This window comes from Wolbachia endosymbiont of Protocalliphora sialia (assembly GCF_053891855.1).
On record NZ_JAIUJX010000001.1, the window covers coordinates 33,322 to 49,189 of the forward strand.

Below are 15,868 nucleotides of genomic sequence, written 5' to 3' on the forward strand. Positions count from 1 at the left end.
TCGTTTCTGCATGAGCTAAATTAACTACCAATATCATACCTGAAGAACCCACCTAACCATTCTAGAAAATTTAATGCTGAGTACACTTTACTTTTAGCTTCTTCCACAGTGTTTCCTTCTCCTACTATATTTAGTACCCTTCCGCCATCGGAAATCCAATTACCATTTTCATCTAGCTTAGTACCAGCATGAAATACTAGCACTTCAGGAATGTTTTCAATTTTATCCAATCCTTTAATTACCTCTCCTTTTTGATAATCACCAGGATAGCCTTTACTTGCAACGACTACACAAACTGTAGTTTTGTGATTAAACTCCACCATTTTTGTATTTAACTTGCCTTCTGCAACTGACAACATCAACTTTAGCAAATCACAATTTGGATCAAGTCTAGGTAACATAGATTGTATTTCCGGATCCCCAAACCTAACATTATACTCAAGAAGCTTTGGACTATCTTTGCAAATCATTAAACCAGCAAAGAGTACTCCTTTATAGGATGTTCCCATGTTAGTCAGTGCTTGAATTGTAGGATATATTATTTTTTGGATAATTTTTTGCTCCATCTCCTTACTTATAATCGAAGGTGATGAGTATGACCCCATGCCTCCAGTATTTTGTCCCTCATTATTTTCACCAACTCTCTTGTAATCTTTTGCACACCCAAGGGTTACTACCTTCAACCCATCAATAAGAGCAAAAAAACTTACTTCCTCTCCAATTAAAAACTCTTCTATGATTATTTCTTCACCTGACTCACCAAGATTTTTCTCCACTAGCATTGAATCTATTGCTGAAAAAGCCTCATTTTCTGTGTGGCATATTATGACACCTTTCCCTGCTGCAATTCCATTTGCTTTAATTACAAGCGGCAATTTTATTTTATTACTACGGACAAAATTTTTAGCTAACCTTTCATCAATAAAACGTTCATACTTGGCGGTCGGTATACCATATTGTTTACATAGTTCCTTCGTAAAAGACTTTGATGCCTCAAGTTTTGCAGCTGCTTGACTTGGAGCAAAAACGTTTATCCCCTCCGCAGTTAAATCATCAGCAAGTCCATTAATTATCGGTTGCTCTGGACCAATAATTACTAGCTCTATATTTTCTTTCTTGCAAAATTGTGTAACATCCACTGAATCTTGAATATTTATATTCACAAGAACTCCAAAATTCTCCATGGCCGGGCGACCAGGAGTAACATATAACTTAGTCAAGATAGGAGACTTCTTTAGAGCCCAAAGTAAAGCATGCTCACGCCCACCAGAACCTATAACCAAAACCTTCATCTTTATTTCCTCGCTTTTCTATATATGTCAAAATTATTGTTTGCTTATAACAGTATCATTACTCATGTATCTTTGCAACACGTTTGGTATTGTAACTGACCCATCGGAATTTTGATAATTCTCCATTATGGCAACAATTGTTCTTCCTATGGCTAAAGCTGAGCCGTTTAAAGTGTGAACGTATTTTTTTGTTTTTCTGTCATTTTCTAAGAAGTATTTAGTGTTCATTCTTCTTGCCTGGAACGTACCACAATTTGAGCAGCTTGATATTTCTCTATATTTATTTTGCTCAGGTAACCATACCTCTATGTCATAAGTCTTTTGTGCAGCAAAACCCATATCGCCACTGCAAAGTAGCATTACTCTGTACGGTAATTCTAGTTTTTTTAATATCTCTTCGGCAACACTAGTCATACGTTCAAGCTCGTCTTTTGACTGGTCTTCAGTTGTGATGCTTACCAACTCCACTTTACCAAATTGGTGTTGCCTTATCATACCTCTTGTATCTCGTCCTGCACTGCCAGCTTCTTTACGAAAACATTCTGAATATGCAGTAAAACGAATAGGCAGTTCTTTTTCTTCTATTATTTTGTCAGCAACTAAATTTGTTAAAACTACTTCACTTGTGGGAATTAATCTTAATTTATCGGTAGTTAAATATGAGTCATCAGAAAATTTTGGTAGCTGACCAACGTTATACATCGCCTCGTTTTTCACCAGGGCTGGGTGATACACCTCAGTATAGGCAAATTCATTAACATGTGTTTCCAGCATAAAATTTATTAATGCTCGTCCAAGCTTAGCTAACTGTCCTTTTAATATTGTAAACCTTGATCCAGAAATTTTTGCTGCTTGTTCAAAATCCATCAAGCCTAACCTTTCTCCGAGTTCATAATGAAATTTTGGTGTAAAATCAAATTTTCTTCTCTCTCCATATTTTCTGATTTCTACGTTAGAGCTCTCATCTTCACCTATTGGCACGTTTTGTGCAGAGATATTTGGTAAGTTAGATAAGATATTCATTAAGTTATCTTTCTCCGTTTGCTCTTTTAAGCTGATTGCTTCTATCTCATTTGTTATGTTTCTTGACACTTCTACCTCATTTTCACAGGAGCTTTTGTTCATTTTAAGCCTCTTTATTTCTTCCGTGATCTCATTGCGTTGCTTATTTAAAGCTTGCAATTTAGTAGTCAGTGATCTTTTTTTATGGTCAATCTCTAATATTTCTTCTGTAGTAAATTCTTTCACCCCTCTGCTTTTTATTGCTTTTTCAAATCCTTCAGGGTTTTTGCGTATATGTTCTATATCATGCATATGTTGTGCTATTACTAACATCATTACTGTACTTCAAAAGCTTTTAATGCTCAATATTTTTACATATAAATGCTAATATTGATTTTACCTTCATAATTTGCTAGAATTAGTTAACGTAGTATTCATAAAATATAACATGTTGGGCATCCGAGAAAAGTACAATACATTTAAAGAGAGTACTCACTTCACTAAACTTAAGGCTAGTGGAAGATTTGCTGTCTACGCTTTTTGTATATATTTGGCGACTACATTTACCATTGGCTGTTTGGGATTGATAATGGGATCTTTCCTCTTAACCTTACCACTTGCTATGCTCATCTCCAACCCTATAGTTTGGATTTTAATGGGAATAGTGCTTACAGCAACATACAAGATGGTTATTGAACCTTTATTTTACTTGGTAAAAGATTATGTTGATGAAAAAGGAACTGTAAAGGAAGAAAAGAGTCCAAAAGAGCAAAAATTCACAAGAAGTAAATCACTGGATAGTGGACTAGATACTATATCAAGACAAACAAATGATTCGGATAAGAGGGTACGTAGAAATTCCTATTCTCCATCTACAGATAGTGGTATTGTACCAGGAAGTGAACCTGCCTCAAGTAAAAATAGTCGTAGAAATTCTAATGCTTCAGGAGATAGTGGTTTGGGTGGCAAGGAGTTTCATGAAGATTTACAAACTCTTATGCATCAGACAAATAGAGAAAATTACTATTACTGGCTACAAGAACATGATATTTCTCATATTGCAAGAGCTGTATATAACTATTCAGAAAATTCAAGTGGCAATGTACTTTTTTGTATTCCTGGTGATGTGAGTACTTTAAACTCAAAACTGAAAGAGTATAAAATAGAACAAGGGAACACAAAAAAAATCTTTGCCTCGATTATTAATTTAGGAGGAAATCATTGGGTAACACTGATAGTCACATGTAATGGTAACAGACAATTTAGAGCTTATTATTGTGACTCATTTGGTAATAAATTACCAAATGAGGTTGAAGGAAAGGTAAAAGACGATATAAGTCTTGCTAATGAGATTGCTGAGAAGTGTCTAGTACCCTTAAGTAATGAGGTGGGAAGTTTAATACGGGAAAGAGAAAATAATCCAGATAATGCTAGCCTTAAAGAGAAAAAAGATGATGTTGAAAAAACATTAGGTCATGCAAGAGAAGATAGAAATAAGTTAGTTAGTAAGCCAATTGATACTAGTTATATAGTGGGCATATTGCAGGAAACCTTAGAGATAGGAAATGATAGCATAAAGAGTTCTGCGGTTGATCAGCAAAAAGATGGCTGTAATTGTGGAGTATTTGCTTTAGAAAATGCTCATAGGATTACGGAAATGCTCAACGAGGATAAATCATTTGATGAAATTGACAGAGAGTTATCAAAGTACAAGCCTAAGCCAGAAGAATTGCAAGAAAAAAGAAGAGAGTTCGCAAAAGCACTTATGGAGGATGAAGAGTGGAAAGAATCCATTGCTGAAGGTGGAATTTTACATGATGCTCTACAGCAGCTTAGTCTTGAAGATAGTAAGAAAGAGGAAACACAACCTGCCACAAGTTCATCTCTGCAAGATGCTATAATAATGCCTTATAACAGTGTCAAAAATACATTTTTTAGCAACTAGAAAGCCTGTGTCTCTCCAAGTAGGAAATCTAACTATTGATTCTCCAGTTATTTTAGCGCCAATGTCTGGAGTGACTGACTATCCATTTAGGAGTATTGTAAAGAAACTTGGTGCAAGTTTGCTAGTCTCAGAAATGATTGCAAGCAGAGCTATGATCATGCAAACTCGCCAGAGCATGCAAAAAGCAAAAGTCGATGAACTAACCGCTGTACAACTTGCTGGTTGTGAGCCTGATGTTATGGCGGAAGCTGCAAAGTTAAATGAGGGCATGGGTGCAAAAATCATAGATATAAATTTTGGTTGTCCAGTTAAAAAAGTTGTAAACGGTTACGCAGGGTCAGCACTTATGCGTGATGAAAAAAAGGCTGCTGAGATAATAGAAGCTGTAGTCAAGGCAGTGAGTGTGCCAGTTACAGTAAAAATGCGTACTGGATGGAATGACGAAAATCGTAATGCTCCGCGCTTGGCAAAAATTGCAGAAGATTTGGGAGCAAAGATGATTACTGTACATGGAAGGACAAGGGCACAGCTTTATAATGGTCAAGCAGATTGGAAATTCGTTAGAAATGTTAAAGAGCAGGTAAAAATTCCAGTTATAGTAAATGGAGATATTAAGAGTTTGAATGATGTTCAAAGTGCACTTAAAGAATCTGGGGCAGATGGAGTAATGATAGGTCGTGGTGCTTACGGCAAACCTTGGCTGATTAATCAAGCAATAAACTTTTTGAGTGGAAATAAAGTTTCTGAGCCAACAGCCTCAGAGAGATTAAGCATAATACTCAAGCATTATGACAGTATTCTTGAGTACTATGGAAGCGACATAGGAATAAAGATGGCCCGCAAACACATAGGTTGGTACAGTAGCGGGCTTCAAAACTCATCTGAATTTCGTGTAAGAGTAAATAACATAATAGACAGCACAGAGGTGAAAGAAAATATAGTTGATTTTTTTAGTTAAAAACAGATTAAACATACTACCTCATTAGCTATATTCAACTTGACTGATCATAGTGCGATGCCACCACACTCTCTTCTTCATCAGAATGTAATTGATAACTATTATCACTCAGCAATTTTTCGTCATAAGTCTCAATATCAAAATATTTTTCATATTTATCTATATTTTCACAAAGCGAAAGTGCTTTCACCTTATTCATAATCAGACCCGTACCAGCAGGAATTAACCTTCCTACTATAACATTTTCTTTTAACCCACTCAAAGGATCACTCTTTCCGCAAAATGCTGCTTCCGTAAGTACTTTTGTTGTTTCTTGGAAAGAGGCAGCAGAAATAAAGGAATTAGTTTCAAGGCTTGCTCTAGTAATTCCCTGCAGAATAGGAAGATAATGAGCAGGTCGTTTTCCAGAGTTATTCATAGCATCATTTTCTCTATCAATTTCCAGCCTGTCGATATTTTCTCCAATTAAGTACATAGTATCACCAGGATCGGTAATTTCTACTTTTTGTAGCATTTGCTTTAAGATCACTTCTAAATGCTTGTTATCTATGCGCACACCTTGCAATCTATAAACTTGCTGTATTTCAGAAATCACATAGTGTGCTAACGCTTCTAACCCAAGCACACGTAAAATATCATGAAGATCAGGATCGCCATCCATCAATAAACCACCTTTACGCACAAAATCACCTTCATTGACTATTACATGCTTACTTCTTGATACTAAATACTCAACTGGAGAAGCTTGCTCATCTATAGGTTTAATTACTATACTACGTTTTCCTCTACGATCTTTTTCAGAGAACGTTACATAACCGTCTATTTCACTAACGATAGCATGCTCTTTAGGACGACGTGCTTCAAATAACTCTATCACCCTTGGTAAACCACCAGTAATATCACGAGTTTTAACTGACTCTCTTGGCGTTCTTGTGATAACATCACCTGCATGAACTTTTTGGCCATCCTGTACATTAAGCACTGCACCAACTGGTATAAAGTAACATGCTTCCACACCACTTGCAAGTGTTATTACTTTTTCATTATCATCAAGCAGTACAATACGAGGACGTAAATTAGCTACACCAGAGTGCAATTTCCAATCTTTTACTACTCTATTTGATATTCCTGTAGATTCATCCATCACTTCAGTGATCGAAATTCCATCTTTTAAATCCTGGTAAGATATTGTACCACTCTTTTCCGTAATAATAGGTAGTGTATACGGATCCCATTCCGCAACTTTATCACCAATTTTTACTAACTCACCTTCATTTACATAAAGTTTAGCACCATAAGGCACACTGTGCTTCAATTTTTCACTACCAAGGCTATCAATTAAGATGACTTCACAGGAACGGCTTATAACAACTTTATTTCCGTTTTTATCTATAATTATATTACTGTTGTTTAATTTTATTCTAGCGTTAATAGAAGCTATAATATTTGAGGATTCAATACCTCTAGTCATTACTCCACCTATATGGAAAGTACGCATCGTTAACTGAGTACCTGGCTCTCCAACAGATTGAGCAGCGATAACACCAATTGCTTCACCTATTGAAACAATTTTACCAGTTGCAAGGTCTCTTCCATAACACAAAGAACACACACCAGGACTTATTTCACAAGTTAAAGGCGATCTAATTTTTATAGCATCAAGACCTGCAATGTTGATTTGCTTTACTTTATCTTCATCAATTAATTCCCCTGCTTTTAATAATAACTCTTTGGTTACTGGGTTATATATATCATTTGCAGCTGTTCTACCCAGTACAACACTCTCTAGAGATGCAACTATAGTACTCCCTTCAACTATAGCTCTTACAATAAGGCCATTTTTCGTTTTACAGTCATGTTTTATAACTATGCAATTTTGAGATACATCAACTAAGCGACGAGTTAAGTATCCAGAGTTTGCAGTTTTAAGTGCAGTATCAGCTAAACCTTTACGCGCTCCGTGAGTAGAATTAAAGTATTCAAATACATTCAATCCTTCGCGAAAATTAGAAATTATAGGTGTTTCTATAATTTCACCAGAAGGTTTGGTCATTAACCCTCGCATTCCTGCTAACTGCTTCATCTGGGAAGTAGAACCTCTTGCACCGGAGCTAACCATCATATATATTGAATTGTACTTACTATTTTCATCATACACAGATATCGCTTTTAACATATCATTCGCTATTATATCTGTGCACTTAGACCACTCATCTATAACTTTATTATACCTTTCACTTTTAGTGATTAGCCCGTCTTGATACTGTGCAGAGAATTTCTTAATTTCACCCCTTGTATAGTTAACGTGTGTAGCTTTAGTTTCAGGTATGACCATATCGCAACGACTAAAAGAAGTACCAGAAAATGTAGCATACTCAAAGCCAAGTGTCATCAATTTATCAGAAAATATCACTGTAGCACTTTGACCGCAGCTACGATATACTAAATCAACTATACTAGTTATTTCCTTAACTGTTAATACCTGATTTATTAAATCGAAGCTTAGATTTTCATGTTTAGGAAAAATCTGCCATAATATTAAACGTCCAGGAGTTGTACAAATAGTTTTATACTGAATGTTTCCATCGCTATTGATGTATTCCATTTTGTACTTTATACGAGAATGAATATGTAGAGTACCGTTGTTTAAGGAATGCTCAACTTCACAAAAAGCACAAAAAAGTAGTAAATCATCCTCCTTAAGTTGCTGTAAAGTTAGGTAGTATATACCAAGCACTATATCTTTACTAGGAACTATAATCGGTCTTCCATTAGAAGGACTTAAAACGTTATTAATTGACATCATCAACACTCTAGCTTCAAGTTGAGCTTCCAATGAAATTGGCACATGTACTGCCATTTGATCACCATCAAAGTCAGCGTTAAATGCTGTACAAACAAGTGGGTGAAGCTGTATTGCTTTACCTTCAATAAGGACTGGCTCAAAAGCCTGAATACCAAGCCTGTGTAGCGTAGGCGCTCTATTTAGCAAAACAGGATGCTCTTTTATTACTGCTTCAAGCATATCCCAGACTTCTGGCTTTTCTGCTCTTATTAACTTGCTAGCATATTTTATAGTTGGAGCCATTCCATACATTTTAAGTCTTGAGTAAACAAAAGGTTTGAATAACTCAAGAGCCATTCTTTTCGGTAATCCACACTGATTTAGTTTCAAAGTTGGACCAACAACTATTACAGAACGTCCAGAGTAGTCTACCCTTTTTCCTAAAAGATTCTGACGGAAACGACCTTGCTTTCCTTTCAGCATATCGCTAATAGATTTTTTATATCCAGTAGCGCCAGCTTTATTTACCAGAGCATTACGACGACTATTATCAAAAAGAGAATCAACTGCCTCTTGTAACATTCTTTTCTCATTACGAATCATAATCTCAGGAGGATTTAAACTTAATAATTTTCTCAATCTATTATTCCTATTAATAATAGTTCTATAATGATGATTTAAATCAGAAACTGCAGGTCGACCACTTTCAAGCGATACCAAGGGACGCAAATCAGGTGGTAAAATAGGTATAGCTGTAAGTATCATCCACTCAGGTCTGTTTCCAGACTTGATAAAATTTTCAACAATACGTAATCTCTTTATAATTTTCTTTCTTCTTATTTCAGAAGCAACAGATTCTAACTCCTGTCTTAAATTCTTCCTAATTTCATGTAAATCAAGGCGTGTTAGCAATTCTCTTATAGCTTCAACACCTTGCATAGCTATAAAGCTATCGACCCCATAGCTATCTTTAGCTTCATTATAAGCTTTCTCACTAATAATTTCACCTTTTTCAAAAGAGGAAACAAGAGGATCTATTACAACATAATTATCACTATATAAAATACTTTCGATATCTCTAAGAGACATATCTAATAATGCTCCAATTCTTGAAGGAAGTGACTTCAAAAACCATATATGAGCAACAGGAGATGCAAGCTCTATATGACCCATTCTTTCTCTTCTTACTTTAGAAGATGTAACTTCTACTCCACATTTTTCGCATATACGGCCCCTATGTCTTCTTTTTTTGTACTTTCCACATAAACATTCATCATCATTGACAGGACCAAAAATTTTAGGACAAAATAATCCACCTTTCTCAACTTTGAATGTACGGTAGTTTGCAGTTGAAACATCTGTTATCTCTCCATAAGACATACGTTTAATACTTTCAGGGCTAGCAATGGAAATGCTAACCTCATTAAAAGATTGTGCGATATTAGTGTGAGATATATCTTCAATTACTATGTCATTTTGCTTCAAATCCACATTAAAACACAAGGAACGCAACTCTTTTATCATGACATTAAAGGATTCAGGAATTCCACATTCAAAGTTACTGTCACCTTTTATTACCGATTCATAAATCTTAACCCTGCCATTAATGTCATCAGACTTCACAGTTAACATTTCCTGCAAAGTGTAAGCAGCACCGTAGGCTTGCAATGCCCAACATTCCATTTCACCAAAACGCTGACCACCAAAATGAGACTTTCCTCCAAGAGGTTGTTGAGTAACCAAACTATAAGGTCCTACTGAACGCGCATGAATTTTACCATCTACTAAGTGATGCAACTTAAGCATGTACATGTAACCAACTGTAACTTTGCGATCAAACTTCTCACCCGAACAACCATCATATAATACAACTTGCCCAGAGTTATCCAATCCAGCAAGTTCAAATAGCTTTACTATTTGTTCATCTTTTGGACCTTCAAATACAGGTGCAGTAATAGGAATGCCATCACGCAACTTACACGCAAATTCAATGAGGTGATTATCATTAATATCGCGAATGTTATTACAAATAGATAAATTACTGCCACAACTATAAACCTCAATCAGGAAGTGACGTAAACTACTGTGTGCATCTTTATAAGAGTTGAAATAATTCTCTACTAATGTAGTCAATTCATTATTTAATTCATCCTTATTAGGCGTATCTAAAATAGAAGCCGTTATTTCATCATCATTAATATCCTCAAATTTTTTATTATCAAGATATAATGCTGCAAATTTTTCAAAATCATCATCACTGAGAGATCTAATTGCCTCACAAAAAGCACGTTTGATTTTATTGATCTCATCAAGAATATTGCCTACTTTTTCTCCTAATTTTTTACAAGCCCAACCTACATGCGTTTCCAATATTTGACCTACATTCATTCGCGAAGGAACGCCAAGAGGGTTAAGAATAATATCAATAGGAGTACCATCTTCTAAATAAGGCATATCTTCTACTGGAACAACTCGAGAAATCACACCTTTATTTCCATGTCTACCAGCCATTTTATCCCCTGGCTGCAAACTATGTTTTACAGCAATAAAAACTTTTACTGACATCGACACACCTTGAGGCAGATCATAGCCTTCATGCAATTTTTCTACTTTTCGCTTAAAGTTTGCTATCGCATGTGATACTTTTTCATCAAAACCTTTTTTTAAGCTCTCAACTTGCTTAGAAATAGATTGGTTTTTCAATCCTATATCCCACCATCCCTCACGTTCAATAAAATTAATACTTTCTCGATCTTGCGAGCCAGAATTAATAAGAATTTTTCTTAATTCATCATAGAAATATTGATTAATAACATTGATTATATGGTCCCGCTCTTTCTCAAAATCATTTACCTCTTTTTGCTTAATAAGAAACGCCCTTTCGTTTTCTTCTTCCCCTCTGCGTGTAAAGACCTGCACATCAATCACTATCCCTTCAATATCTGGAGATGTATATAAAGAGGAATCCACACAATCAAATGACTTTTCACCAAAAATTGTCATTAACAATTTTGTCTCAGGAGGCAATGAAAGAGAATGCTTAGGTGTAACTTTCCCCACCAAAATATAACCTGGACCAACTCTTGTACCAACCTTTACTATACCACTATCATCCAAGTGATAAAGATTTTCTTCATTAACACCGGGTATGGCACGAGTTATTTTTTCCGACCCTAAAGGAGTGTCATGTACAACACATTCAAATTCTTCTATATGAATAGAAGTAAATAGATCTTTTTTAACAACTTCACTAGAAATAATGATTGAGTCTTCAAAATTATAACCTTGCCAAGACATAAAAGCGACTAGCAAGTTTTGGCCAAGTGCCAATTCACCGTTATTAATAGCAGGACCATCAGCTATCACATCACCTTCCTTAACACAATCACCTACATGCACCAGTGGTTTCTGGTTAATACAAGTATTATGGTTAGAACGCTGAAATTTTCTTAGATGATAAATATCTACATCCAAGTAGTTAATTCCTGCTTTGTCAAAAGCACGTATAACTATAGAGTTACTATCTGAGCTGTCAACTATGCCACCACGTTTTGCTAAAACTACAGCACCAGAGCCAGAAGCTACGAAAGACTCCATGCCAGTAGCAACCAAAGGAGCAGTAGGCTTCAATAAAGGTACAGCTTGACGCTGCATATTTGAACCCATTAACGCTCTATTAGCATCATCATTTTCTAAAAATGGAATTAAAGAAGCAGCAACCGATATTACCTGCTTAGGAGATAAATCAATGTAACTTACTTGATTACTATTTACCATTACAAAGGTACCAGCATACCTACAGTATAACATATCATCAACAAAGCAGTTGTTCTCATCAAGCTTTGCGCTGGTATCGGCTATATAATATAAACCTTCATCTATAGCAGACAGATACTCAATTTGATCAGTAACAACCTTATTAACTACTTTCCTATAAGGACTTTCAATGAACCCATATTTATTAATACGAGCGTATATAGCTAAGCTGTTAATTAAGCCTATATTCTGCCCCTCAGGAGTTTCAATAGGGCAAATTCTTCCGTAATGAGTTGGATGAACATCACGCACTTCAAATCCCGCCCTCTCTCTTGTTAAACCACCAGGACCTAACGCTGACAACCTTCTTTTATGTGTTATTTCAGATAATGGATTAGTCTGATCCATAAATTGAGATAATTGGGAAGAGTTGAAAAAATCTCTTAAGACATTGGTTAACACTTTTGGATTTATAAAATCAGATGGAGAGACTTTATCTAAACTAGAAGTAGACATAGAATCAACTACTGCCCGTCCCAATTTTAATAATCCAGTTCTAAATTGATTTTCTATAAACTCTCCAACTGAACGGACTCTTCTATTTGCTAAATGATCAATATCATCTACAGATCCTTGACCATCACGTAACAATACTATTTTTCTTATAATTTCAATAATGTCTTCATGTGTTAAAGTAGTTAAATTTTCCTCATAATTTAACCCAAGGCAAGAGTTAAGTTTCAATCTACCAATGTTAGACAAATCATAATATTCCGGACTGAAGAAAAGATTACGAAAAAACTCCTCTACTATCTTTAAAACAGGAACTTCACCTGGACGCAAAACCTTATATATTTCATATAGAGCGTTCTCATAAGACATGTTTTCATCTAAGAAAAGTGTGTTTAATATGTAAGGTCCAACAGAAACATTATCTATGTTCAACACTGATATTTTATCTATAGATAATAATTCAAGCTTTTTTATATCCTCTAATTTTATAGATTCACCAGCAGATAAGATTTTTGTAGAACTAGCACTATCTATTAAATCTTCTGCAAGAAATAAACCACATATAGAATCATAAGGAATTAGATACTCTTTCAACCCGTTATCATATAGATTTTTAGCTAATTTTGAAGTAATACGAACATTAGCTTTAAGTAGCACATTACCTTCAACATTCTTTAAATCAAAAGGAAGCCTCACTCCCTTGAATTTATCAGGGAAAAAAGGTACTTTCCAGCCACTTTTATGTTTTATATACTCTATTTTTTCATAAAATTTATTAAGTATGTCATTATTTGATAAGCCTAAAGCCTTTAATAAAACTGATATTGGCAACTTTCTCTTTCTATCAATACGAAAATACAAATGATCTTTAACATCAAACTCAATATCAAGCCAAGAACCTCTATAAGGAATAACTCTAGCAGAATAGATCAATTTGCCAGAATTGTAAGTTTTTCCCTTATCACTATCAAAAAACACTCCAGGAGATCTATGCATTTGTGAAACGATAACTTTCTCTACGCCATTGATGATGAAAGTACCTTTATCAGTCATCATAGGCAGTTCACAAAAGCGAACCTCCTGCTCTTCAGCAGATTTTATAACAGTTGCAAGCTTAGAATGATCATCATATTCTTTAATCTCTTGATATTTTTCAAGAGAAACACCATCCTGCATAATAACAAGACGTATAGAAGCAATAACCTGAGCAGAAAAAGTTATACCACGTTTTATACATTCAGATTCACTATACTTAAGATCATCTACCCTACAATTCAAAAATTCGATAGTAGCCCTATGCAAAGGATCAGATATTGGAAAAATTGTATGAAAGATAGCTTCAAGTCTTTCATTACTCTCATTATTAGGAGTAAAGGAATTATATGACCCCTTTTGGACTTTAACCAAATCCAACAAAGAATCTTTTAAATCAATCGACCTGGAATAAGAAACTCTAGGAACAAAAGAACTAGAAGCACACATATAAGAAGAATCAACCATTAAAATACCTTCACTAATTAAAAGAGCTATATCAACATAAAATTAATATACTAACATTTTATTCAAGCTCAACTTTAGTTGCTCCTGCTTCAATAAGTTTTTGCTTTATTTTTTCTGCTTCGTCTTTAGAAACATTAGCAGTCAAATCTTTGGGTAAAGACTCAACTAATTCTTTCGCTTCTTTTAAATTCAATGTAGAATTAACTTCTCTAATAGCTTTAATCACTCCTATTTTTTTGCTTGCATCAATCTCTTTGATTACAACTTTATATTCAGCTTTTTCTTGAGCAACAGGAGCAGTAGCATTATCACTAATAGGCACCCCAGCACCAACAGCTCCACCAAGAAAAGAACCACTAGGCAACCCTATTTTTTCTTCTAGAACCTTTACAAGTTCAGAAGCCTCTAATAGATTTAAAGATAATATTTTATCAACCAAATCACTTGTTACATTATTCATACTTACCACCTTATTTAACAACAAATTTATTTTTTAGAACTACAGCAATCCAAAACTCTCATAAGCCTCATAGAAGATGAATTAATAGACAATGCTAACCTAGCAGGAATATCATAAGATATTAAACGCATAATTTTAACACGCAATTCATCCAAAGAGGGAAGCTTAGCCAATTTGTTAACATCTTCCACTGTTAACAATTCATTTATATGAGCCGCACAAATCACAGACATTTTTTCTTTGTTAGCATTAATAAAATCAACTATTAACTTTGCAGCTTCTACTATAGCGCTAGAGTATATAATAGCAACAGAACCAGAAAATTTATCTGATAAATAAGAAAATTTACCAGTCCTTTCCAAAGCCAAGCAAGCTAGAGTATTTTTAACTACTAACATCCCACCCATTACAGATTTTAGACTATTCCTAAGAATTAATGAATTGCTAACATTCATAGACTTGAAATTTACCAATATTAAGAAATCATTATTTACAAACACATTCATTATGTTTTGTATAAATTCATCCTTATCTTTACGCTTCACAACTTCGCTCCCTTAAATTATATCTTCTACTTTGTTTATTTTATGAGCTTTACCCATAGTTGAATTTAAAAAAACGCTTTTAAAGTAAACTCCTCTCACAGAAGCAGGTTTATTGTCTCTAATTACTTTAAGAAAGGCTTTTAAATTTTCCAGCAAATCATCAATATCAAATTTAATACTTCCTAATTTACCATGAATAACCCCATTTTTATCCGTCCTGAATTTTATTTGACCAGACTTAATGGTTTTAGTAGCTTCCGCAATGTTAGAAGTCACAGTACCAAATTTAGGGTTAGGCATCAGCCCTTTAGCACCCAATACTTTTGCAATAGGAGTGATTTTTGCCATGAAATCAGGAGTAGTGATGCACCAATCAACATTCAACTTTCTACCTTTTTTCATCTCTTCAACTAAATCTTCTCCTCCTGTAATATCAGCACCAGCTTTTTCAGCTTCTAATAAATGTTTATCTTGAGCAAAAACAGCTACTTTAATATTCTTCCCGATACCTTTAGGCAAAACTACTGTACCACGCACCTGCTCTTCAGATTTACGTGAATCTACACCTAAATTGACTGCGATATCAACTGATTCATTAAATTTTGCTGAAGCAGACTCAACAATCTTCTCCAAACACTGCTTAGAATTATCATTATATGTACTCATTTACCTAACCTTCCACAACTTCTATACCCATAGATTTTGCAGTGCCTATAACCATCTTCACTGCTGAATCTTCATTATCCACTTTCATATCAACCATCTTACACTTTGCCACTTTAATGATAGCAGACATAGATAATTTAGCCACTAATTCTTTACCAGAATTACCAGAACCTTTACTTAATTTAGCTTCCTGCTTAAGCAAATAAGCCACAGGCGGACCGCTGACAGTAAAATCATGAGAGCGATCATCCTTTATGGAAATTCTCACTGTTACTAAATCACCTACTTTATAACTAGCGTTAGCAGCGCTAGTAGCTTTATTAAAAGCTTCACAAAATTTAGGAATAGGTATACCACGCGGGCCAAGTACTGAAGCAATTTTCGGTCCTGGAACTGCTTTCCCAGCTTCCATAAGTAAGTTAATCTTAGCAACTATATTACTCATA

9 protein-coding genes are annotated in these 15,868 nt (G+C 34.8%); 2 read left to right on the forward strand and 7 right to left on the reverse strand.

Going from position 1 to position 15,868, the window contains the following annotated elements:
- Positions 1 to 20: 20 nt before the first annotated feature.
- Together purD and serS are read right to left on the reverse strand one after the other, a co-directional pair.
- Positions 21 to 1,292, reverse strand: a complete 1,272-nt coding sequence (purD, locus tag LB100_RS00135) for a phosphoribosylamine--glycine ligase (protein ID WP_456200906.1) — start codon at positions 1,290 to 1,292, stop codon at positions 21 to 23.
- A gap of 33 nt (positions 1,293 to 1,325) precedes the next feature.
- A complete protein-coding gene (gene serS / locus LB100_RS00140; protein WP_264336778.1) occupies positions 1,326 to 2,606 on the reverse strand; it encodes a serine--tRNA ligase in 1,281 nt (426 codons plus the stop codon).
- Positions 2,607 to 2,742: 136 nt separating this feature from the next.
- On the opposite strand from serS, the gene LB100_RS00145 reads away from it, so the two are divergent.
- Together LB100_RS00145 and dusB are read left to right on the forward strand one after the other, a co-directional pair.
- On the forward strand, positions 2,743 to 4,239 hold the full coding sequence (locus LB100_RS00145) for a hypothetical protein (protein ID WP_406719371.1): 1,497 nt from the start codon (positions 2,743 to 2,745) through the stop codon (positions 4,237 to 4,239).
- Positions 4,240 to 4,246: 7 nt separating this feature from the next.
- Positions 4,247 to 5,197, forward strand: coding sequence for a tRNA dihydrouridine synthase DusB (gene dusB / locus LB100_RS00150; protein ID WP_264719583.1), 951 nt, complete (start codon positions 4,247 to 4,249; stop codon positions 5,195 to 5,197).
- 34 nt (positions 5,198 to 5,231) lie between these two features.
- On the opposite strand, the gene LB100_RS00155 is transcribed toward dusB, so the two are convergent.
- Genes LB100_RS00155 through LB100_RS00175 form a run of 5 tightly spaced genes read right to left on the reverse strand, consistent with a single transcriptional unit; the run spans position 5,232 to position 15,867 of the window.
- The gene (locus LB100_RS00155; RefSeq protein ID WP_456200907.1) at positions 5,232 to 13,751 is read right to left on the reverse strand and encodes a DNA-directed RNA polymerase subunit beta/beta'; all 8,520 of its coding nucleotides are present in this window, start codon (positions 13,749 to 13,751) and stop codon (positions 5,232 to 5,234) included.
- Positions 13,752 to 13,809: 58 nt separating this feature from the next.
- A complete protein-coding gene (rplL, locus tag LB100_RS00160; protein ID WP_264719581.1) occupies positions 13,810 to 14,211 on the reverse strand; it encodes a 50S ribosomal protein L7/L12 in 402 nt (133 codons plus the stop codon).
- A gap of 26 nt (positions 14,212 to 14,237) precedes the next feature.
- Positions 14,238 to 14,756, reverse strand: a complete 519-nt coding sequence (gene rplJ, locus LB100_RS00165) for a 50S ribosomal protein L10 (RefSeq protein WP_456200908.1) — start codon at positions 14,754 to 14,756, stop codon at positions 14,238 to 14,240.
- A 12-nt stretch (positions 14,757 to 14,768) separates the two neighbouring features.
- Complete coding sequence (rplA, locus tag LB100_RS00170) at positions 14,769 to 15,422, reverse strand: 50S ribosomal protein L1 (protein ID WP_456200910.1); 654 nt, start codon at positions 15,420 to 15,422, stop codon at positions 14,769 to 14,771.
- A 4-nt stretch (positions 15,423 to 15,426) separates the two neighbouring features.
- Entirely contained in the window at positions 15,427 to 15,867 is a 441-nt protein-coding gene (locus tag LB100_RS00175; RefSeq protein ID WP_456200911.1) for a 50S ribosomal protein L11, read from the reverse strand.
- Position 15,868: the final 1 nt, after the last annotated feature.